The organism is Agrobacterium sp. BT-220-3, assembly GCF_025910175.1.
Taxonomy (GTDB): domain Bacteria; phylum Pseudomonadota; class Alphaproteobacteria; order Rhizobiales; family Rhizobiaceae; genus Agrobacterium; species Agrobacterium oryzihabitans.
This window is the reverse complement of sequence record NZ_JAPAIX010000010.1, coordinates 1-18114: the sequence shown is the minus strand read 5'-3', so window position 1 is coordinate 18114 and position 18114 is coordinate 1. Positions and strand designations below refer to the sequence as shown.

General features: G+C 57.7%; 31 protein-coding genes. 2 read left to right on the top strand and 29 right to left on the bottom strand.

Annotated elements, in window-relative coordinates; all coding sequences use genetic code 11:
- Position 1: 1 nt before the first annotated feature.
- Entirely contained in the window at positions 2 to 649 is a 648-nt protein-coding gene (msrQ, locus tag OK142_RS20265) for a protein-methionine-sulfoxide reductase heme-binding subunit MsrQ (protein ID WP_498684800.1), read from the top strand.
- Here msrQ and OK142_RS20260 read toward each other — a convergent pair.
- Complete coding sequence (locus tag OK142_RS20260) at positions 603 to 1031, bottom strand: ribosomal maturation YjgA family protein (RefSeq protein WP_498684798.1); 429 nt, start codon at positions 1029 to 1031, stop codon at positions 603 to 605. The two genes, msrQ and OK142_RS20260, sit on opposite strands and share 47 nt — an antisense overlap.
- Before the next feature lie 55 nt (positions 1032 to 1086).
- On the opposite strand from OK142_RS20260, the gene OK142_RS20255 reads away from it, so the two are divergent.
- On the top strand, positions 1087 to 1959 hold the full coding sequence (locus OK142_RS20255) for a DUF817 domain-containing protein (RefSeq protein ID WP_498684796.1): 873 nt from the start codon (positions 1087 to 1089) through the stop codon (positions 1957 to 1959).
- 681 nt (positions 1960 to 2640) lie between these two features.
- On the opposite strand, the gene rplQ is transcribed toward OK142_RS20255, so the two are convergent.
- The 28 genes from rplQ to OK142_RS20115 all read right to left on the bottom strand — a co-directional run.
- Positions 2641 to 3066: a 50S ribosomal protein L17 gene (gene rplQ, locus OK142_RS20250; protein ID WP_003495230.1), complete on the bottom strand. Its 426-nt coding sequence runs from the start codon at positions 3064 to 3066 to the stop codon at positions 2641 to 2643.
- Positions 3067 to 3186: 120 nt separating this feature from the next.
- The gene (locus OK142_RS20245; RefSeq protein WP_003495228.1) at positions 3187 to 4197 is read right to left on the bottom strand and encodes a DNA-directed RNA polymerase subunit alpha; all 1011 of its coding nucleotides are present in this window, start codon (positions 4195 to 4197) and stop codon (positions 3187 to 3189) included.
- A 196-nt stretch (positions 4198 to 4393) separates the two neighbouring features.
- Entirely contained in the window at positions 4394 to 4783 is a 390-nt protein-coding gene (gene rpsK / locus OK142_RS20240; protein ID WP_003495225.1) for a 30S ribosomal protein S11, read from the bottom strand.
- A gap of 138 nt (positions 4784 to 4921) precedes the next feature.
- Positions 4922 to 5290, bottom strand: a complete 369-nt coding sequence (gene rpsM, locus OK142_RS20235) for a 30S ribosomal protein S13 (RefSeq protein ID WP_003495222.1) — start codon at positions 5288 to 5290, stop codon at positions 4922 to 4924.
- A gap of 305 nt (positions 5291 to 5595) precedes the next feature.
- A complete protein-coding gene (locus OK142_RS20230; protein WP_035242327.1) occupies positions 5596 to 6186 on the bottom strand; it encodes an adenylate kinase in 591 nt (196 codons plus the stop codon).
- A complete protein-coding gene (gene secY / locus OK142_RS20225; protein ID WP_003495216.1) occupies positions 6183 to 7523 on the bottom strand; it encodes a preprotein translocase subunit SecY in 1341 nt (446 codons plus the stop codon). The genes OK142_RS20230 and secY overlap by 4 nt, the downstream gene beginning before the upstream one ends.
- 334 nt (positions 7524 to 7857) lie before the next feature.
- On the bottom strand, positions 7858 to 8337 hold the full coding sequence (gene rplO, locus OK142_RS20220) for a 50S ribosomal protein L15 (protein ID WP_035224073.1): 480 nt from the start codon (positions 8335 to 8337) through the stop codon (positions 7858 to 7860).
- A gap of 16 nt (positions 8338 to 8353) precedes the next feature.
- Positions 8354 to 8560 (bottom strand): 50S ribosomal protein L30, encoded by a 207-nt coding sequence (rpmD, locus tag OK142_RS20215; RefSeq protein ID WP_003495212.1) that lies wholly within the window; start codon positions 8558 to 8560, stop codon positions 8354 to 8356.
- Positions 8561 to 8571: 11 nt separating this feature from the next.
- Positions 8572 to 9141 (bottom strand): 30S ribosomal protein S5, encoded by a 570-nt coding sequence (rpsE, locus tag OK142_RS20210; RefSeq protein WP_003495208.1) that lies wholly within the window; start codon positions 9139 to 9141, stop codon positions 8572 to 8574.
- Positions 9142 to 9260: 119 nt separating this feature from the next.
- On the bottom strand, positions 9261 to 9623 hold the full coding sequence (rplR, locus tag OK142_RS20205; RefSeq protein ID WP_035224069.1) for a 50S ribosomal protein L18: 363 nt from the start codon (positions 9621 to 9623) through the stop codon (positions 9261 to 9263).
- A 12-nt stretch (positions 9624 to 9635) separates the two neighbouring features.
- Positions 9636 to 10169: a 50S ribosomal protein L6 gene (gene rplF / locus OK142_RS20200; RefSeq protein WP_003495204.1), complete on the bottom strand. Its 534-nt coding sequence runs from the start codon at positions 10167 to 10169 to the stop codon at positions 9636 to 9638.
- A 42-nt stretch (positions 10170 to 10211) separates the two neighbouring features.
- Positions 10212 to 10610, bottom strand: coding sequence for a 30S ribosomal protein S8 (rpsH, locus tag OK142_RS20195; RefSeq protein WP_004442588.1), 399 nt, complete (start codon positions 10608 to 10610; stop codon positions 10212 to 10214).
- 12 nt (positions 10611 to 10622) lie between these two features.
- Positions 10623 to 10928, bottom strand: a complete 306-nt coding sequence (gene rpsN, locus OK142_RS20190; protein ID WP_003495202.1) for a 30S ribosomal protein S14 — start codon at positions 10926 to 10928, stop codon at positions 10623 to 10625.
- A 33-nt stretch (positions 10929 to 10961) separates the two neighbouring features.
- Complete coding sequence (rplE, locus tag OK142_RS20185) at positions 10962 to 11516, bottom strand: 50S ribosomal protein L5 (protein WP_003495201.1); 555 nt, start codon at positions 11514 to 11516, stop codon at positions 10962 to 10964.
- A complete protein-coding gene (gene rplX, locus OK142_RS20180) occupies positions 11509 to 11817 on the bottom strand; it encodes a 50S ribosomal protein L24 (protein WP_003495200.1) in 309 nt (102 codons plus the stop codon). Before rplX ends, rplE begins: the two co-directional genes overlap by 8 nt.
- 12 nt (positions 11818 to 11829) lie before the next feature.
- A complete protein-coding gene (rplN, locus tag OK142_RS20175; RefSeq protein WP_003495199.1) occupies positions 11830 to 12198 on the bottom strand; it encodes a 50S ribosomal protein L14 in 369 nt (122 codons plus the stop codon).
- Positions 12199 to 12433: 235 nt separating this feature from the next.
- Complete coding sequence (gene rpsQ / locus OK142_RS20170; RefSeq protein WP_003495195.1) at positions 12434 to 12670, bottom strand: 30S ribosomal protein S17; 237 nt, start codon at positions 12668 to 12670, stop codon at positions 12434 to 12436.
- A gap of 11 nt (positions 12671 to 12681) precedes the next feature.
- A complete protein-coding gene (rpmC, locus tag OK142_RS20165) occupies positions 12682 to 12882 on the bottom strand; it encodes a 50S ribosomal protein L29 (RefSeq protein ID WP_003495193.1) in 201 nt (66 codons plus the stop codon).
- A 12-nt stretch (positions 12883 to 12894) separates the two neighbouring features.
- Positions 12895 to 13308 (bottom strand): 50S ribosomal protein L16, encoded by a 414-nt coding sequence (rplP, locus tag OK142_RS20160; RefSeq protein ID WP_003495190.1) that lies wholly within the window; start codon positions 13306 to 13308, stop codon positions 12895 to 12897.
- A 38-nt stretch (positions 13309 to 13346) separates the two neighbouring features.
- Positions 13347 to 14078 (bottom strand): 30S ribosomal protein S3, encoded by a 732-nt coding sequence (rpsC, locus tag OK142_RS20155; protein WP_003495188.1) that lies wholly within the window; start codon positions 14076 to 14078, stop codon positions 13347 to 13349.
- The gene (gene rplV, locus OK142_RS20150) at positions 14078 to 14467 is read right to left on the bottom strand and encodes a 50S ribosomal protein L22 (RefSeq protein ID WP_003495184.1); all 390 of its coding nucleotides are present in this window, start codon (positions 14465 to 14467) and stop codon (positions 14078 to 14080) included. The genes rpsC and rplV overlap by 1 nt, the downstream gene beginning before the upstream one ends.
- A 2-nt stretch (positions 14468 to 14469) precedes the next feature.
- Positions 14470 to 14748, bottom strand: coding sequence for a 30S ribosomal protein S19 (rpsS, locus tag OK142_RS20145; RefSeq protein WP_003507772.1), 279 nt, complete (start codon positions 14746 to 14748; stop codon positions 14470 to 14472).
- Between the two features lie 15 nt (positions 14749 to 14763).
- Complete coding sequence (gene rplB, locus OK142_RS20140) at positions 14764 to 15600, bottom strand: 50S ribosomal protein L2 (protein WP_003507771.1); 837 nt, start codon at positions 15598 to 15600, stop codon at positions 14764 to 14766.
- A gap of 43 nt (positions 15601 to 15643) precedes the next feature.
- The gene (locus OK142_RS20135) at positions 15644 to 15937 is read right to left on the bottom strand and encodes a 50S ribosomal protein L23 (protein WP_003495178.1); all 294 of its coding nucleotides are present in this window, start codon (positions 15935 to 15937) and stop codon (positions 15644 to 15646) included.
- Entirely contained in the window at positions 15934 to 16554 is a 621-nt protein-coding gene (gene rplD, locus OK142_RS20130) for a 50S ribosomal protein L4 (RefSeq protein ID WP_003495173.1), read from the bottom strand. Before rplD ends, OK142_RS20135 begins: the two co-directional genes overlap by 4 nt.
- Before the next feature lie 12 nt (positions 16555 to 16566).
- Complete coding sequence (rplC, locus tag OK142_RS20125) at positions 16567 to 17208, bottom strand: 50S ribosomal protein L3 (RefSeq protein ID WP_035242322.1); 642 nt, start codon at positions 17206 to 17208, stop codon at positions 16567 to 16569.
- A gap of 169 nt (positions 17209 to 17377) precedes the next feature.
- Complete coding sequence (rpsJ, locus tag OK142_RS20120) at positions 17378 to 17686, bottom strand: 30S ribosomal protein S10 (RefSeq protein WP_003495158.1); 309 nt, start codon at positions 17684 to 17686, stop codon at positions 17378 to 17380.
- A gap of 310 nt (positions 17687 to 17996) precedes the next feature.
- On the bottom strand, positions 17997 to 18114 hold a 118-nt coding region (locus tag OK142_RS20115), incomplete at its 5' end, for an EF-Tu C-terminal domain-related protein (RefSeq protein ID WP_498684919.1).

Genomic DNA, 18114 nt, shown 5'->3' with positions numbered 1-18114 from the left:
CATGGCCTTCGCCCTGCCACTTCCCTCGCTGCCGAAGCGTTACCAGCCGGCGGCCATCTGGTCGCTTTATGTCATCGGCCTCTGTCCTGGCCTCTGGTATTTCTATCTCGCCGCAACCGGCGGCCTCGGCTTCAATCCGGTCAAGGATTTCGAGCACCTGCTCGGCATCTGGGCGCTGCGCTTCCTGTGTCTGGGCTTGCTCGTGACGCCGCTGCGCGACCTGTTCAACATCAATCTCATCGCCTATCGCCGCGCGCTGGGGCTGATCGCCTTCTATTATGTGCTGGCCCATTTCACCGTCTATCTGGTGCTGGATCGCGGCCTGATCATCAGCTCCATCGCCGGTGATATTCTGAAGCGGCCCTATATCATGCTCGGCATGGCCGGGCTTCTCATGCTCATTCCGCTGGCGCTCACCTCCAACCGCTGGTCCATCCGCAAGCTCAGCAGCCGCTGGAACACACTGCACAAACTCGTCTATCTCGTGCTCATCGTCGGCGTGCTGCATTTCGTGCTGGCGCGGAAATCGATCACGCTGGAGCCTGTGTTTTATATCAGCACGATGGTTATCCTGCTCGGCTATCGGCTGGTACGGCCCTCGATCATGTCGATGAAGAGGGCCAAACGCGCCAGACCCGTGCGGCCATAATGGCGGCGGCCCCAATCCCCGCGACATAACAGACTATATTCCACAGCGAAAAAACACGGCCGAGCAGCAAAGCGCCGGCCGTCGTTGCGCGAAACGCATCCAGCGCCGGGAAATGAACAAGCCGGACGAGTTCTACAAGAACGACGGTAAGAATGGCGATATGAACCTCATAGCCGTGCCAGCGGGAGGGAAAGGCGGCCGCCAGCAGCAGATACACCATCGCTCCCCAGAGCACGGATCCGCCATATTTTACCGCCACGAACGGCAGTCCCACGTCGTAACCGAACCTGCGCAGGCAAAGGCCGCAGACGACCACCACCATAGCCCCCGCCAGAAGCCGGATGCGGGCGAAATAAGATGGGGATACGCGCGGCAGGCCCATACGGGTTCCTTCGGGTTTTCGTATGAAAGGTAACGAACTGAGATCGGGGACGGAAATGAGCACAGCAACAAGCCCGGCCGCAAGCCGCCTCTCCGTCTTGGACAATCTGCTCTGCGATACCTATCCCTGGGGCGAACTCAAGGGCATCAGGCGTTTTATCGTCGAGTTTCTGTATTTCGGCATCAAGGAAGCCCGCGCCTGCATGTTCGCGGGCTTGTTCTTCGTCTCCATCTTCGTGGTACCGCATGGCGGTGTGCTTGGCATTCCCCGATATGACGTGCTGCTGATCATTGCGCTCGGCATCCAGTTCTTCATGATCTGGAGCAGGCTCGAAACGCTTGACGAGGCCAAGGCCATCCTGCTGTTCCATATCGTCGGCTTCGCACTGGAAGTGTTCAAGACATCGAGCGCCATCCAGTCATGGTCTTATCCGGATTTCGCCTACACCAAAGTGCTAGGCGTACCGCTGTTTTCCGGCTTCATGTATGCCGCTGTCGGCAGCTACATCATTCAGGCATGGCGCCTGCTGGATGTGCGCATACGCCACTATCCCACCTACTGGATGGCAACCTTGATCGGCATCGCCATCTACGCCAACTTCTTCACCCATCACTTCATCGGCGATTACCGCTGGTACATCGCCGCCTGCGCCATCGGCCTCTATTCCCGCGCAACGGTGATCTTTCGTCCCTATGACCGGGACCGAAAGATGCCGCTGCTCCTCGCCTTCATCCTGATCGGCTTTTTCGTCTGGCTGGCAGAAAACATCTCCACCTTCTTCGGCATCTGGAAATACCCCGATCAAATCGGCGCCTGGTCCGTCGTCCACATCGGCAAGTGGAGTTCATGGTCGCTGCTGGTCATCATGACTTTCACGATCGTCGCACATCTCAAGCATATCAAGGCCCGCATTCATATTCCGGACTGAGAAAGATGAATTACTCCAAGGCATCTTCAAGTCTCGCAAGTTTCACAACTGAGCGCGTAGGCCTGAAATCCAACAAGAAAACTGGCGGCCCTATATTCGCATTCCTAATAATCGCTTTGGCCGGTTGTGGTGTAGATTCACCTGATCGTTTGCGCAGCGATATCCCCGGACGGCGTCCCCGCTGGTGAGACGATCTATTACAATACCAGATGGTTTGAATGCGCTGTAGCCATTTACAAGCTCGACTCCGTTTTCATGGATGAGGTCCGTCGGAACGGATTGCTTTCTCTAAACAAAGCAACATCCGCGCCCTGGGCTGAGGCGCCGGTACTGAGGGCGACCTACGCCATGGATCGATGGATCGCTGATTTTGCAAGTAGTTTGGATTGCATCCAAGACCAGAAGCTGCAGACACTCTTTGAGCGAGCATCAGCCAGCAGTGGCTATTTTCAAGTCCAGCGAACAAACTCGATAACCCTAATCGCGCCTGATGAGGGTTTAATGATGGTTGGTGGATACGAGTAGTAGCATCCCTGGGGTATGGATTTAACGATACCCTCCCCAACCTTTCGCCGCGACTGCAAAACCTTAATCATTGTGTCGGTTAAGATCTGAACGCAAAAAGCCGGGCGATCTCTCGCCCGGCCTTTTTAACTCACGACGCCTGAACGGCGTCAGACCTTATGCAGCTTCGGCTGCAGCAGCTTCAGCGGCAACGCGAGCCTTGTCGGCTGCGCCCTTGGCGTCAACGTCGCGCTCGACGAATTCAACGACGGCGAGAGCCGCGTTGTCGCCCTGGCGGAAGCCGGCCTTCATGATACGCAGGTAGCCGCCGTTGCGGGTTGCGTAACGCGAAGCGATCGCGTCGAACAGCTTGCGAACAGCGTCCTGATCCTTGATCTGCGAGATCGCCTGACGACGAGCGTGCAGGTCGCCGCGCTTGCCGAGGGTAACGAGACGCTCGACGATCGGGCGGATTTCCTTCGCCTTGGGAAGCGTCGTTACGATCTGCTCATGGGTGATGAGCGAAGCAGCCATGTTGGCAAACATTGCCTTACGGTGGCTGGCGGTTCTATTGAGCTTGCGGCCTGAATTTCCGTGGCGCATTGCTATTCTCCTTCTACGCAGGTTCCTTCTCTAAGGCCTGCCGTTTCCTGGCACATGCAGGTGACTTACCTGCTGTTTGACGGGGAAAGGCAGTCTTTAAAGGGTCTGCCTTTTTGATTGTTAGTACTGGTCTTCGTAACGCTTGGCGAGATCTTCGATGTTCTCAGGCGGCCATGCCGGTACTTCCATACCGAGGTGCAGGCCCATGGAAGCGAGAACTTCCTTGATTTCATTCAGCGACTTGCGACCGAAGTTCGGCGTGCGAAGCATTTCGGCTTCGGTCTTCTGGATCAGGTCGCCGATGTAAACGATGTTGTCGTTCTTCAGGCAGTTTGCCGAACGAACCGACAGCTCCAGCTCGTCGACCTTCTTGAGAAGCGCCGGGTTGAACGCAAGTTCGGTGACCGATTCTTCTTCTGCTTCCTTCTGCGGCTCGTCGAAGTTGACGAAGACGCCCAGCTGGTCCTGAAGAATGCGAGCGGCAAAGGCAACGGCATCTTCGCCGGAAACCGAACCGTTGGTCTCGATCGTCATGATCAGCTTGTCATAGTCGAGAACCTGGCCTTCACGGGTGTTTTCCACCTTGTAGGACACTTTCTTGACCGGAGAATAGAGGCTGTCCACCGGAATGAGGCCGATCGGGGCATCTTCCGCGCGGTTGCGCTCAGCCGGTACGTAACCCTTGCCGTTGTTGACGGTGAATTCCATGCGGATTTCAGCGCCATCGTCCAGCGTGCAGATCACGTGGTCGGGGTTCAGGATCTCGATGTCGCCAACCGTCTGGATGTCACCAGCGGTTACGGCACCCGGGCCCTGCTTGCGCACGACCATGCGCTTGGAATCGTCACCATCCATCTTGATGGCGATTTCCTTGATGTTGAGCACGATATCCGTCACATCTTCCCGAACGCCGGGAATGGAGGAGAATTCGTGCAGAACACCGTCGATCTGCACGGCCGTCACAGCGGCGCCGCGCAGAGAAGACAACAGAACGCGACGCAGCGCGTTGCCGAGGGTAAGACCGAAACCACGCTCCAGCGGCTCGGCAACCAGCGTTGCCTTGGTGCGGCTGGACGAGGTGAACTCGACCTTGTTCGGCTTGATAAGTTCCTGCCAGTTCTTCTGAATCATCTTTAAACCTTCCGTTCGCCGCCACCATCCAATCGTGACGGACCGAGCATGAAAACACTGAGAGGAACCTAATTCAGTGGTTCATCAGTGGGTTCTTGAGCGCAAGTCCGTCGATTGAAATCGACGCGCACACGCCAGATACACGAAAATTCCGCCTGACCTGAGGACAAGGCGGAATTTCCGAACCACGGTCGCGTCAGACGCGGCGCTTCTTGCGCGGACGGCAACCGTTGTGCGGGATCGGCGTCACGTCGCGAATGGAAGTGATCATGAAACCGGCAGCCTGCAGAGCGCGAAGTGCCGATTCACGGCCGGAACCCGGACCGCAAACTTCAACTTCAAGCGACTTCATGCCGTGTTCCTGAGCCTTCTTCGCGCAATCTTCAGCAGCGATCTGGGCAGCAAACGGAGTCGACTTGCGCGAACCCTTGAAGCCCTTGGCACCAGCAGACGACCAGGCAATGGCATTGCCCTGTGCGTCGGTGATGGTGATCATCGTGTTGTTGAAGGTCGAGTTGACGTGCGCGACGCCCGACGTGATATTTTTACGTTCGCGACGGCGAACACGTGCGGCTTCCTTGGCCATTTTATACCTTTCATTGATCTCTTCACCGCCGTAACACCAGCGGCTACACCGGCGATTGACCCGTATCCGGGCTTCACGCCAAACTCAGAAAGGCTGGCGCAGACCGCACCAGCCTCCCCTTTCCGGAGAACCGGAAAATTACTTCTTCTTACCAGCGATAGCCTTCGCCGGACCCTTGCGGGTGCGGGCGTTGGTGTGCGTGCGCTGACCGCGGACCGGAAGGCCACGACGGTGACGCAGGCCGCGGTAGCAGCCGAGGTCCATCAGACGCTTGATGTTCATCGACGTGTCGCGACGCAGGTCGCCTTCGACCTGGTAGTCGCGGTCGATGGCTTCGCGGATCTGAAGAACTTCAGCATCCGTCAGCTGATGGACGCGCTTGTCAGCCGGAAGACCGACCTTTTCCATGATTTCCTGCGCGAATTTCGGACCGATCCCGTGAATGTAGGTCAGCGCAATAACAACGCGCTTCGCGGTCGGGATGTTGACGCCAGCGATACGTGCCACGTCTCTTCTCCTTGGTTCCAGTTGCCATCCGGCAAGTGGTGATTCCATTCGAGCGGCCGACACGACCGCCAGTTCAAAATTGATGTCCGTGACAAGTCAAAACGACCGAACCCGGATCTCCCTTCCCTAAGGGAAATCCGCGCCAGTCGCTTGGGATGTCGCGAGTTGGCGCGGTGTTTAACGGAATCAGCGCAAAAAAGCAACCGGCTCCGCCAAGATTCTTTTACGATCCAAAGGATCTGCTCGATCCGGAGAGCGGGATATCGGGCAAAACCGACAAGGCTTTTACCATCCCGCACCGGCCATCAGGCCGAAGCCTTCTCCAGAACGCCTTCGATGGCTTCAGTAACGGCATCGACATCAGCCATGCCGTCGAGCGTCACAAGCTCGCCCTGCTCGCTGTAATAGTTCGACAGCGGCGCGGTCTTTTCGCGATATTCCGTCAGCCGCTTGCGGAAGGCTTCCGGATTGTCGTCGGAGCGAACCGTGCCGCCGGCGGCGACGGTTTCCGCGACCCGGTTTTCGATTCGGCGAATCAGCGCCTCTTCGTCCACCTTCAGTTCAATCACGGCATCAAGGGCAAGATTCTTCTTGCGCATGTTCTCGGCAAGCGCCTTGGCCTGCGGAACGGTGCGCGGATAGCCGTCGAGAATAAAGCCCTTGGCACAGTCAGGCGCTTCAATGCGCTCGGAAACGATCTGATTGACGATATCGTCGGACACGAGCCCGCCGGCATCCATAACCGCCTTGGCTCGTTTGCCGATTTCGGTGCCCGCGCTGACCGCAGCGCGTAGCATGTCACCGGTGGAAAGCTGCGGGATCCCGTACTTGTCAGTCAGGCGCTTGGCCTGGGTTCCCTTGCCCGCACCCGGCGGACCCAAAAATATCAGTCTCATCGTCCCCTCTTTCCTCCACGCAACTTCGACTTCTTGATCAGCCCTTCATATTGCTGCGCGATCAGGTGACCCTGAATCTGCGCAACCGTATCAAGAGTTACACTGACAACGATCAAAAGCGAAGTACCACCAAGGGCTAACGGAATGCCCGTACGTGCGATAAGTGTCTCAGGAAGGATACACACGAAGACCAGATAAATCGCGCCGACCACCGTGATGCGGGTCAGGACGTAATCAATGTACTCCGCGGTGCGCTCGCCCGGACGAATGCCCGGAATGAAGCCGCCATGCTTCTTGAGATTATCGGCCGTGTCCTTCGGATTAAAGACGATAGCCGTGTAGAAAAACGCGAAGAACGCGATCAGCAGGCCGTACAGCGCCATGAACAGCGGCTGCCCATGCTGCAGCGACGCGATGATGGACGTCGCCCAGCCCGGCAGATTGGTGTTTCCGGCGAAGCCGGCAGCCGTCGCGGGCAGAAGAAGCAGCGAGGATGCGAAGATCGCGGGAATGACGCCTGCCGTGTTGAGCTTCAGCGGCAGGTGCGACGTATCGCCCTGGAACATCCGGTTGCCGACCTGTCGCTTCGGATATTGTATCAGCAGGCGACGCTGGGCGCGCTCCACGAAAACAATCAGTGCGATGACGCCGATGGCGACGACAACGACCATAAGGATGAGCGTGGTCGACAGCGCGCCGGTGCGGCCGAGTTCGAGCGTGCCGGCGAGCGCCTTGGGCAGACCTGCGGCAATGCCCGCAAAGATGATCAGCGAAATACCGTTGCCGATACCGCGCGAGGTGATCTGTTCACCGAGCCACATCAGGAACATCGTGCCGCCAAGCAGCGTGATGACGGTGGAAACGCGGAAGAACCAGCCCGGATCGACCACAAGGCCAGCACCGCTCTCGAGGCCAACTGCAATACCGTAGGCCTGCAGCGTGCCGAGCAGCACCGTGCCGTAGCGCGTGTACTGGTTGATGATCTTGCGGCCGGCTTCGCCTTCCTTCTTCAACGCTTCGAGCGAGGGCACGACCGAGGTCATGAGCTGCACGATGATCGAAGCGGAGATGTAAGGCATGATGCCGAGCGCGAAGATCGCCATACGCTCGACGGCGCCACCCGCAAACATGTTGAAAAGACCGAGAATACCGTTGGCCTGACCCTGGAAGGCCTGCGCATAGGCTTCAGGGTTCAGGCCCGGAAGCGGAATATGGGTGCCGAGACGGTAGACGAGAAGTGCGGCAAGAGTAAACCAGAGACGTTTTTTCAGATCCTCCGCCTTAGCGAAGGTCGAAAAATTCAGGTTCGAAGCCAGTTGTTCCGCTGCTGAAGCCATAAATTTCTCCGAACGACCCTTGCCGGCCAGGAAAACCGGCCAATGCGGAAAGGTCTAAAAGATACCGGTTCAAAAACCGGGCTTCGGACGAACACGGCTTTGCGCCGCCATCATGCCTCACCCTGTTTTTTTATGTCCTATCCCCTCCCCTATGGAAGTTCAAGAACTGTGAGGCTCTCCCTGCAGCACTTTATGCCGCATGCGGGCCGCTTGAAAGCCGAACCGCGAAGAGTTTGCCTTGATGCCTCTATAAATCGATTTAGATCGAAAGCACCAGTGGCCAGGGAGCGCAAACGCCCGGAGCGACGAGCCTCGGGCGTCTGAAGTCTATATATTACTCGGAGGCTTCTGCTGCAACTGCGAGAAGCTTGATCGAGCCGCCAGCCTTTTCGATCTTTTCGATTGCGGGCTTGGAAGCACCGGCAACTTCGAAAGCGACCTTGGCCTTCAGTTCGCCGTCCGCGAGAATGCGAACGCCGTCCTTGGCGCGACGGATAACGCCGGCAGCCTTGAGAGCAGCAGCATCGATCGTTGCGGAAGCGTCGAGCTTCTTGGCGTCGATGGCGGTCTGAATGCGACCGAGCGATACGACAACATATTCGGAAGCGAAGATGTTGTTGAAACCGCGCTTTGGCAGACGACGGTAGATTGGCATCTGACCGCCTTCAAAACCGTTGATGGCGACGCCCGAACGAGCCTTCTGACCCTTCACACCGCGACCACCGGTCTTGCCCTTGCCGGAACCGATACCGCGACCTACGCGGATACGATCCTTGGAGGCGCCTTCGTTGTCTCTGATTTCATTGAGTTTCATGATAGGTTACTCCGTCTCACTTCTCGTCAACGACGCGAACGAGATGCTGGACCGCACGGATCATGCCGCGAACCGCAGGAGTATCTTCCAGGGTGCGCTGACGATGCATCTTGTTGAGACCCAGACCGACCAGCGTCTGACGCTGGATTGCCGGGCGGCGAATAGGGCTGCCGATCTGTTCGACCGTAACAGTCTTCTTGGCTTCAGTAGTCTTCTTGGCCATGATCCAGCTCCTTATTCTTCAGAAGCGTTGCCGGAGGCGGCACGGCGAGCCTGAAGCGTTGCATACTTGAGACCGCGCTGTGCAGCGATGTCCTTCGGATGAACCTGATGCTTCAGAGCGTCGAACGTTGCGCGAACCATGTTGTACGGGTTCGAAGAACCGGTCGACTTGGCAACAACGTCGTGAACACCCAGGGTTTCGAAAACGGCGCGCATCGGACCACCGGCGATGATACCGGTACCGGCCTTGGCCGAACGCAGCAGAACCTTGCCTGCGCCGTGACGGCCATTGACGTCGTGATGCAGCGTGCGGCCATCGCGCAGCGGAACGAAGATCAGATCGCGCTTGGCGCTCTCGGTAGCCTTACGGATGGCTTCCGGAACTTCGCGAGCCTTGCCGTGACCGAAGCCAACGCGGCCCTTCTGGTCGCCGACGACGACGAGAGCGGCGAAGCCGAAGCGACGGCCACCCTTAACAACCTTTGCAACGCGGTTGATCGCGACCAGCTTGTCGACGAATTCGCTATCGCGCTCTTCACGGTTCTGGCGATCGTCGCGAGAACCTCTTTTTTCCTGTGCCATTGTCCTTGTCCTTTTTCTTTTACGGGTGGAACGGCAAACGAAAAGACCACCGGCCTCTTTGAGGAGACCCGCATGGCCCGGTGAAATTCCGCCCGGATCGTTGTCCGGGCGGAAAAAAATCAGAAGTTCAGGCCGCCTTCGCGGGCAGCTTCAGCCACGGCCTTGATGCGGCCGTGATAGATGAACGCGCCACGGTCGAATACGACATCCTTGACGCCAGCCTTGACGGCGCGCTCGGCAACGAGCTTGCCTACGACAGCTGCTGCTGCAACGTCGGCGCCGGTCTTGAGCGAGCCGCGCAGATCTGCTTCGAGCGTGGAGGCAGACGCAAGCGTCTTGCCAGCAACATCATCGATGATCTGGGCGTAGATGTTCTTCGACGAGCGATGAACCGACAGGCGCGGGCGGCCATTGGCAACCGCCTTGATCTGGCGGCGCACACGGCTCGCGCGACGTGCAAGTGCTTCTTTCCTGCTAGCCATTTCGCGTGATCCTTACTTCTTCTTGCCTTCTTTGCGGACGATACGCTCTTCAGCGTACTTCACGCCCTTGCCCTTGTAGGGCTCGGGACCGCGGTATTCGCGGATTTCCGCGGCTACCTGACCGACCTGCTGCTTGTTGATGCCGGAAACGATGATTTCCGTCGGCTTCGGAACGGCAATGGTGATGCCGACCGGAGGCTCGTAAACAACGTCGTGGGAGAAGCCGAGAGCCAGCTGCAGGTTCTTGCCCTGCATGGCGGCACGGTAACCAACGCCGTTGATTTCGAGCTTGCGCTCATAGCCGTCCTTAACACCCTTGAAGATGTTCTCGATCATCGTGCGGGACATGCCCCACTTCGAGCGAGCTTCCTTGGTGCCGTTAGCCGGCGTCACGGAGACGCCGTTATCTTCGAGCTTCAGCTGAATGTCGTCATTAGCGACGAAAAACAGTTCACCCTTCGGGCCCTTAGCAGTGACCTTCTGGCCGTCGACATTGGCCGTAACACCTGCTGGAACCGGAACGGGCTTTTTACCGATACGAGACATTATTCAATCCTGTCTGTTCGTTATGGAGATCCTGCTTTGGCCTTAGAAGACCGAGCAAAGAACCTCGCCACCAACGTTCTGTTCGCGAGCTTGGTGATCGGCCATCACGCCCTTCGGGGTCGAAAGGATGGTGATGCCGAGGCCGTTCGCGACCTGCGGAATGGACTTAACCGAGACATAAACTCGGCGGCCCGGCTTGGAAACGCGGCCGATCTCACGGATCACGGATGCGCCTTCGTAGTACTTCAGTTCGATGGTGAATTCGGACTTGCCGTTTTCGAAATCGACCTTGGAATAACCGCGAATGTAGCCTTCAGACTGAAGCACGTCGAGAACGCGTGCGCGCAGGCTGGAAGCAGGCGTGCTTACCGACGACTTGCGGCGAGCAGCACCATTGCGGATGCGGGTGAGCATATCACCCAAAGGATCAGTCATGGTCATGTGCCCGTCTCCTTACCAGCTCGACTTGACAATGCCCGGCACCTTGCCGGAATTGCCCAGCTCACGAAGCGCGATACGCGACATCTTGAGCTTGCGATAGAACGCGCGCGGACGGCCCGTTACTTCGCAGCGGTTGCGGATACGCGTCTTCGAGCCGTCACGCGGCAGCGAAGCGAGCTTCAGAGTGGCCTTGAACCGGTCTTCGATCGGAAGGGACTGGTTCATCACGATCGCCTTCAGTGCAGCGCGCTTGGTGGCCTGCTGGGCGACCGACTTGCGGCGGCGCTTGTTCTTTTCAACTGCGCTTGTTTTCGCCATATCGGAGTTCCTTTTCTACGCTCGTCGTTACGGTTAGTGACGGAACGGGAAGTTGAACTCTGTAAGCAGAGCCCGAGCTTCGTCGTCCGACGTCGCCGTCGTGCAAACGATGATGTCCATGCCCCACATCTGATCAACCTTATCGTAGTTGATCTCAGGGAACACAATGTGTTCCTTGATGCCCATGGCGAAGTTGCCACGGCCGTCAAAGCTCTTGGGGTTCAGACCCCGGAAGTCGCGAACGCGCGGCAGCGCGATGTTGACCAGACGATCAAGGAATTCGTACATGCGTGCGCCACGAAGGGTAACCTTCGCACCGATCGGCATGCCTTCGCGAACCTTGAAACCAGCGATCGAGTTGCGAGCGCGGGTAACGACCGGCTTCTGGCCGGCAATTGCAGCCAGATCGCCGGCAGCAATCGTGGGCTTCTTGGAATCGGCAGTCGCTTCGCCAACACCCATGTTGATCACGATCTTTTCAAGCTTCGGGATCATCATCACGTTGGCGTAGGAGAACTTCTCCTGCATGGCGCCACGGATACGGGAAACGTATTCCGTCTTGAGACGCGGCTCGTACTTATCAGCCATCGATCACTTCTCCCGAACGCTTGGCCACGCGGACCTTCTTGCCATCCACAACAGAGAAGCCAACGCGGGTCGGCTTGCCATCCTTGTCGACGATGGCGATGTTGGAGATGTGCAAGGATGCTTCCTTGTTGATGATGCCAGCTTCCTGTGCCTGGGTCTGGCGCTGGTGACGCTTCACCATGTTTACGCCACGCACAACGGCACGGTCTTCTTTCGGCATCACCTGGATTACTTCGCCGGTACGGCCCTTGTCCTTACCGGTCAATACGACAACCTTGTCGCCTTTACGAATTTTCTGCATCGCTATAGCTCCTTACAGCACTTCTGGAGCCAGCGAGATGATCTTCATGTGGTTCTTGGCGCGAAGTTCGCGCGGAACCGGTCCGAAGATGCGGGTGCCGATCGGCTCTTTCTTGTTGTCGATAAGAACGGCTGCGTTGTTATCGAAACGGATGACGCTGCCGTCAGCGCGGCGGATGTCCTTGGCGGTGCGAACGACAACCGCCTTCATCACGTCGCCCTTCTTGACGCGGCCGCGCGGAATAGCTTCCTTGATGGAAACGACAATGATGTCGCCAACAGAAGCATATTTGCGCTTCGAGCCGCCCAGCACCTTGATGCACATGACACGACGTGCGCCGGAATTATCCGCCACGTCGAGGTTTGTTTGCATCTGAATCATGTCAGGTCGCCTTCTTGTTGTTACCGGAACGGTTGGGCAAACTCTCCCGAGCGAGCCCCCTGCCCCAGCTTATGAATATATCTTCGTCTTGCGCGGAAATGTCGTGACAGGGTGGTTTCCCGAGGGACCTTCCGTGCGCATCAAAGCAAAAGACGCTCGATTCACGAGCGTCCTTGCGGTGCTTCATACAGGATTTCGCGCCAAGTACAAGAGACCTGGCGCGATTCTGTTGAAATTAAGCCTGGGCGGAAACGACCGTCCAGCGCTTGTCCTTGGAGATCGGTGCGCATTCCTCGATGGAAACGACATCGCCGACCTTATACTGATTATTTTCGTCGTGCGCCTTGTACTTCTTCGAACGGCGAACGGTCTTCTGAAGCAGCGGGTGAGCGAATCGACGCTCAACGCGGACAACGACAGTCTTCTCGTTCTTGTCGGACACTACGACGCCCTGCAGAATGCGTTTCGGCATATTATTTTTCCTTAGGCCTTGGCTTCTGCCGCCTTCTGGCGGGCAATGGTTTTAACGCGGGCGATGTCCTTGCGGACTTCGTTGATGCGCGAGGACTTCTCCAGCTGGCCAGTTGCCTTCTGGAAGCGCAGGTTGAACTGCTCCTTCTTCAGATCGGCGAGCTTGTCCTTGAGCTGGTCGGCGCTGAGGCCGCGAACTTCATCGGCTTTCATGTGCCTTGCTCCTTACTCTGCGATGCGCTGTACGAAGCGCGTCTTGACCGAGAGCTTGGCAGCGCCGAGACGAAGCGCCTCGCGGGCGATCTCCTCGGACACACCGTCGATCTCGAACATCATACGACCGGGCTTGACCTTGCATGCCCAGTAATCGACCGAACCCTTGCCCTTACCCATACGAACTTCGGTCGGCTTTGCCGTTACCGGAACGTCGGGGAATACGCGGATCCACACACGACCTGCGCGCTTCATGTAACGCGTGATCGCGCGGCGGGCCGCTTCGATCTCGCGCGCGTTCACGCGGTTCGGTTCCTGCGACTTCAAGCCGAATTCACCGAATGCCAGGTCAAAGCCGCCCTTGGCGACGCCCTTGATGCGTCCCTTGAACTGCTTACGGTACTTAGTACGCTTTGGCTGCAACATTTTCTTACTTCTCCGAGCTTATCTTTCGCCAGCGTCAATCAAGCGTTTTCGCGACGACGATCGGGACGATCGCCACGCTCGCGGCTTGCAGGGCCCTGCGCATCGCCTTCGAGACCGCGACGCTCAGAAGCCATCGGATCGTGCTCAAGGATTTCGCCCTTGAAGATCCAGACCTTGATGCCGCAGATACCGAATGCGGTTTCCGCTTCAGCCGTGCCGTAATCGATGTCCGCACGCAGAGTGTGCAGCGGAACGCGGCCTTCGCGGTACCATTCGGTACGAGCGATTTCTGCGCCACCGAGACGGCCGCCGCAGGTGATCTTGATGCCTTCGGCGCCAAGACGCATTGCGGACTGAACAGCACGCTTCATCGCACGGCGGAAAGCCACGCGGCGCTCGAGCTGCTGAGCGATCGACTGGGCAACCAGCGTCGCGTCGATTTCCGGCTTGCGCACTTCAACGATGTTGAGGTGCGTTTCGGAGTTGGTCATCTCGGAAAGCTTCTTGCGAAGCTTCTCGATGTCCGCGCCCTTCTTGCCGATGATCAGACCCGGGCGAGCCGAGTGGATCGTAACGCGGCACTTCTTGTGCGGACGCTCGATGACCACCTTGGCGATACCGGCCTGCTTGAGTTCCTTGATCAGGTAAGCCCGGATCTTCAGGTCTTCATGCAGAAGCTTGCCGTATTCAGCAGTGTCAGCGTACCAGCGGCTGTCCCAGGTACGGTTGATGCCGAGGCGGAAGCCGATCGGATTGATTTTCTGACCCATTATGCGGCCTCCCCTTTTTCCTCAACTTCACGAACAACGATCGTGAGGTGAGAGAACGGCTTTTCAATGCGGGAAGCACGACCACGGCCACGGGCGTGGAAACGCTTCATGGTGATGGACTTGCCAACATAGGCCTCGGCGACGACGAGAGCGTCGACGTCGAGGTCATGGTTGTTTTCCGCATTGGCAATCGCAGATTCAAGCGTCTTCTTGACGGTGCCTGCAATGCGCTTGCGGGAGAATTCGAGCTCGGCGAGAGCGCGATCTACCTTCTTGCCACGGATAAGAGCGGCAACCAGGTTGAGTTTCTGGGGGCTGACGCGGAGCGTACGGGCAATGGCCTGAGCCTCATTGTCCTTCAGCCGGCGTTCGGTCTTAGCCTTCGCCATGATTACTTCCTCTTTGCCTTCTTGTCCGCGCCGTGACCGTAATAGGTACGGGTCGGAGAGAATTCACCGAACTTGTGTCCGACCATGTCTTCATTGACAGAGACGGGCACATGCTTGCTGCCGTTGTAGACGCCAAAGGTCAGACCGACGAACTGCGGCAGGATCGTGGAGCGACGGCTCCAGATCTTGATTACTTCGTTGCGTCCGCTTTCGCGCACCTTCTCAGCCTTAGTGAGAAGATAGCCGTCAACAAACGGACCTTTCCAAACTGAACGAGCCACTTGAGACTTCCTCTCTTACTTCTTGCGCTGATGGCGCGAACGCATGATGAACTTGTCGGTCGACTTGTTCGAACGGGTGCGCTTGCCCTTCGTGGGCTTGCCCCACGGAGTAACCGGGTGGCGACCACCCGACGTGCGACCTTCACCACCACCGTGCGGGTGGTCGACCGGGTTCATGACGACGCCGCGAACGTGCGGACGCTTGCCACGCCAACGCGAACGACCGGCCTTGCCGTCGTTGATGTTGCCGTGATCCGAGTTCGAAACAGCGCCGATCGATGCCAGGCACGAGCCGTGCACCAGACGCTGTTCGCCCGAGTTGAGACGCAGGATGGCCATACCGGCATCGCGGCCGACGAGCTGGACATACGTACCAGCGGAGCGAGCGATCTGACCGCCCTTGCCCGGCTTCATCTCGACGTTGTGGATGATCGAACCGACCGGGATGTACTGAAGCGGCATGGTGTTGCCGGGCTTCACGTCCACTGCCTTGTCGGAGGCGATCACCTTGTCACCGGCAGCGAGACGCTGTGGCGCGAGAATGTAAGCCTGTTCGCCGTCGGTATACGTAACCAGCGCGATGAACGCGGTGCGGTTGGGGTCGTATTCCAGACGCTCAACGGTGCCTTCAACGTCGAACTTGCGACGCTTGAAGTCAACCAGACGGTAGGTCCGCTTGTGACCGCCACCCTGGAAACGGACGGTGATCCGGCCCTGGTTGTTACGGCCACCCTTGGAGCTGAGGCCCTGGGTGAGAGCCTTTACCGGCTTGCCCTTGTAGAGCGAAGCGCGGTCCACGATAACCAGCTGACGCTGGCTCGGCGTGGTCGGATTGAAACTTTTCAATGCCATATTCTTGTTCCCTTTTGGGTCTTTGCCCGCTTGGGCCTAACCTTTAGAGTCCGGTGGACACGTCGATGGATTGACCTTCGGCGAGCGTTACGACGGCTTTCTTGACGTCCTTCAGCTTACCGGCGAACCCACGGAAACGACGGGTCTTACCCTTGCGGATAAGCGTGTTCACAGCCGTGACTTTGACGCCGAAGAGAGCTTCCACGGCAGCCTTGATCTCAGGCTTGGAAGCGCTTTTGGCGACGTTGAATACGACCTGGTTCTGTTCGGATACCAGCGTCGACTTTTCCGTGATCGAAGGAGATACGATCACATCGTAGTGGCGAAGATCCGTCATTTGAACCGCTCCTCCAGAGCCTCTACAGCAGCCTTGGAAAGCACCAGCTTGCCACGGCGCAGGATGTCGTAAACATTGATGCCCTGTACCGGCAGAACGTCCACATTCGGAATGTTCTGGGCTGCGAGCTTGAAGTTGCCATCAAGTTCGGCGCCACCGATAACGAGGGCGTTGGTCAGGCCAAGCGAAGCGAAGCTGCCCAGCAGAGCCTTGGTCTTTGCTTCAGATGCAACGAGCTGATCAACGATGATCAGTTCTTCAGCCTTCAGCTTTGCAGACAGCGCGTGACGAAGCGCAAGCGCACGAACCTTCTTCGGAAGATCGTGTGCGTGGCTGCGAACGACCGGGCCGTGGGCCTTGCCGCCGCCGCGGAACTGCGGTGCGCGAGCCGAATGGTGACGAGCGCGGCCCGTACCCTTCTGCTTGTACATCTTAGCACCGGTACGGGAAACTTCCGACCGGTTCTTGGACTTGTGAGTTCCCTGCTGCTTCTTGGCAAGCTGCCAGCGAACCATGCGGGCCAGGATGTCCTGGCGGGGATCGAGGCCGAAAATTTCGTCCGACAGAGAAACCTTGCCGGCGTCTTTTCCCTCGAGGGTCTTGACGTTCAATTCCATGATAAGGCTCCCTTACTTCGCAGCCGACTTGACGGCGTCGCGGACAACAATCCAGGAACCCTTCGAACCGGGAACGGCACCCTTCACGAGGATCAGGCCACGGTCTTCATCGGTCGAAACGACTTCGAGGTTCTGGGTCGTAACGCGCGTCTGGCCCATATGACCAGCCATGCGCTTGCCCTTCCACACGCGGCCCGGATCCTGGTTGTTACCAGTCGAGCCGTGTGCGCGGTGCGATACGGAGTTACCGTGCGAAGCGCGGCCACCACCGAAGTTGTGACGCTTCATAGCACCGGCAAAACCCTTACCGATCGTGGTTCCTGTCACGTCGACCAGCTGGCCGGCCTGAAAATGAGTTGCGGTCAGTGTTGCACCGATGTCGATCAGGTTCTCGGGGGAAACCCGGAACTCGACGAGCTTAGCTTTCGGTTCGACATTGGCAGCGGCAAAATGACCGCGAAGAGCCTTCGTCGTGTTCTTGACCTTGGACTGGCCGGCACCGAGCTGAACTGCGGTGTAGCCATTCTTGTCTTCCGTGCGCTGGGCAACGACTTGTACGTTATCCAGTCGCAATACTGTTACAGGGATATGTTCACCTGCGTCGTTGTAGACGCGTGTCATACCCACTTTCTGTGCAATCACACCTGAACGCATTGGTTCATCCTCTTGCGAGCCTTGAAGGGAAAACCCTCTCTGGCCTTTGTTAAGGAGTACCCTTCGACACCTCACGATGTTTCCGGTCTCCGGTTTGGAAGTCGTTGGATGTCTCCACGTACCTTCCTTGTTATTTCAGCCCTCACCTTTGGATGGGTCGGGCCGGGTCTTAGAGCTTGATTTCCACGTCAACGCCAGCAGCGAGGTCGAGCTTCATCAAAGCATCGACAGTCTGCGGGGTGGGGTCAACGATATCGAGAAGACGCTTGTGCGTCCGCATTTCGAACTGTTCACGGCTCTTCTTATCAACGTGAGGAGAGCGGTTGACGGTAAACTTTTCGATGCGGGTGGGGAGCGGAACCGGGCCGCGAACGCTGGCGCCGGTGCGCTTTGCGGTCGACACGATTTCACGGGTAGAGGCATCGAGGATCCGGTGATCGAACGCCTTGAGGCGGATACGGATATTCTGGCCGGTCATTCGTCTTGTCCTTGTTCTTTGTTATTCGTTTCCGCACGCGGAAACACATGAACTTCTATTGATCGTGGCGCCGCAGATTTTCAAAAATCGAGAGGGATGCCCCTGCACCCCAATCATTTCAGTTGTCTGTATTGCTAAAACACCGCGTTCCGCAATTGCTTGCGAATCCAGCGGTGAGTGTGAGTGCGCGTTTACGCGCTTTCACCGAATTTTTCAAGCACTAAAAATGCAACGCCGCCAGGCTTTTTATCAAAAGTCCGGCGGCGGTGTTTGTGACACCGCCGCCGGGCCTGAATTTCAAAAGGCGAAATTACTCGACGATCGAAGCGACGATGCCGGCGCCGACGGTACGGCCGCCTTCGCGGATAGCGAAGCGCAGCTTTTCTTCCATCGCGATCGGAACGATCAGCTCGACTTCAACGGTGACG

What these genes read in the sequence shown, in the direction of transcription:
- rplE (WP_003495201.1), bottom strand. Translation starts at nt 11,516, where the DNA reads ATGGCTGATAAGTACGAGCCGCGTCTCAAGACGGAATACGTTTCCCGT.
- rpsN (WP_003495202.1), bottom strand. Translation starts at nt 10,928, where the DNA reads ATGGCGAAAACAAGCGCAGTTGAAAAGAACAAGCGCCGCCGCAAGTCG.
- rpsK (WP_003495225.1), bottom strand. Translation starts at nt 4,783, where the DNA reads ATGGCCAAGGAAGCCGCACGTGTTCGCCGTCGCGAACGTAAAAATATC.
- rplR (WP_035224069.1), bottom strand. Translation starts at nt 9,623, where the DNA reads ATGGCTAGCAGGAAAGAAGCACTTGCACGTCGCGCGAGCCGTGTGCGC.
- OK142_RS20135 (WP_003495178.1), bottom strand. Translation starts at nt 15,937, where the DNA reads ATGACGGATCTTCGCCACTACGATGTGATCGTATCTCCTTCGATCACG.
- rplQ (WP_003495230.1), bottom strand. Translation starts at nt 3,066, where the DNA reads ATGCGCCACGGAAATTCAGGCCGCAAGCTCAATAGAACCGCCAGCCAC.
- secY (WP_003495216.1), bottom strand. Translation starts at nt 7,523, where the DNA reads ATGGCTTCAGCAGCGGAACAACTGGCTTCGAACCTGAATTTTTCGACC.
- rplO (WP_035224073.1), bottom strand. Translation starts at nt 8,337, where the DNA reads ATGAAACTCAATGAAATCAGAGACAACGAAGGCGCCTCCAAGGATCGT.
- rpsC (WP_003495188.1), bottom strand. Translation starts at nt 14,078, where the DNA reads ATGGGTCAGAAAATCAATCCGATCGGCTTCCGCCTCGGCATCAACCGT.
- rplP (WP_003495190.1), bottom strand. Translation starts at nt 13,308, where the DNA reads ATGTTGCAGCCAAAGCGTACTAAGTACCGTAAGCAGTTCAAGGGACGC.
- rplB (WP_003507771.1), bottom strand. Translation starts at nt 15,600, where the DNA reads ATGGCATTGAAAAGTTTCAATCCGACCACGCCGAGCCAGCGTCAGCTG.
- OK142_RS20255 (WP_498684796.1), top strand. Translation starts at nt 1,087, where the DNA reads ATGAGCACAGCAACAAGCCCGGCCGCAAGCCGCCTCTCCGTCTTGGAC.
- msrQ (WP_498684800.1), top strand. Translation starts at nt 2, where the DNA reads ATGGCCTTCGCCCTGCCACTTCCCTCGCTGCCGAAGCGTTACCAGCCG.
- rplF (WP_003495204.1), bottom strand. Translation starts at nt 10,169, where the DNA reads ATGTCTCGTATCGGTAAAAAGCCCGTTCCGGTTCCAGCAGGTGTTACG.
- rplD (WP_003495173.1), bottom strand. Translation starts at nt 16,554, where the DNA reads ATGGAATTGAACGTCAAGACCCTCGAGGGAAAAGACGCCGGCAAGGTT.
- OK142_RS20245 (WP_003495228.1), bottom strand. Translation starts at nt 4,197, where the DNA reads ATGATTCAGAAGAACTGGCAGGAACTTATCAAGCCGAACAAGGTCGAG.
- rplV (WP_003495184.1), bottom strand. Translation starts at nt 14,467, where the DNA reads ATGGCGAAGGCTAAGACCGAACGCCGGCTGAAGGACAATGAGGCTCAG.
- OK142_RS20230 (WP_035242327.1), bottom strand. Translation starts at nt 6,186, where the DNA reads ATGAGACTGATATTTTTGGGTCCGCCGGGTGCGGGCAAGGGAACCCAG.
- rpsH (WP_004442588.1), bottom strand. Translation starts at nt 10,610, where the DNA reads ATGACCATGACTGATCCTTTGGGTGATATGCTCACCCGCATCCGCAAT.
- rplN (WP_003495199.1), bottom strand. Translation starts at nt 12,198, where the DNA reads ATGATTCAGATGCAAACAAACCTCGACGTGGCGGATAATTCCGGCGCA.
- rplX (WP_003495200.1), bottom strand. Translation starts at nt 11,817, where the DNA reads ATGCAGAAAATTCGTAAAGGCGACAAGGTTGTCGTATTGACCGGTAAG.
- rpmD (WP_003495212.1), bottom strand. Translation starts at nt 8,560, where the DNA reads ATGGCCAAGAAGACTACTGAAGCCAAGAAGACTGTTACGGTCGAACAG.
- rplC (WP_035242322.1), bottom strand. Translation starts at nt 17,208, where the DNA reads ATGCGTTCAGGTGTGATTGCACAGAAAGTGGGTATGACACGCGTCTAC.
- rpsQ (WP_003495195.1), bottom strand. Translation starts at nt 12,670, where the DNA reads ATGCCGAAACGCATTCTGCAGGGCGTCGTAGTGTCCGACAAGAACGAG.
- rpsJ (WP_003495158.1), bottom strand. Translation starts at nt 17,686, where the DNA reads ATGACCGGCCAGAATATCCGTATCCGCCTCAAGGCGTTCGATCACCGG.
- rpsE (WP_003495208.1), bottom strand. Translation starts at nt 9,141, where the DNA reads ATGGCACAGGAAAAAAGAGGTTCTCGCGACGATCGCCAGAACCGTGAA.
- OK142_RS20260 (WP_498684798.1), bottom strand. Translation starts at nt 1,031, where the DNA reads ATGGGCCTGCCGCGCGTATCCCCATCTTATTTCGCCCGCATCCGGCTT.
- rpmC (WP_003495193.1), bottom strand. Translation starts at nt 12,882, where the DNA reads ATGAAAGCCGATGAAGTTCGCGGCCTCAGCGCCGACCAGCTCAAGGAC.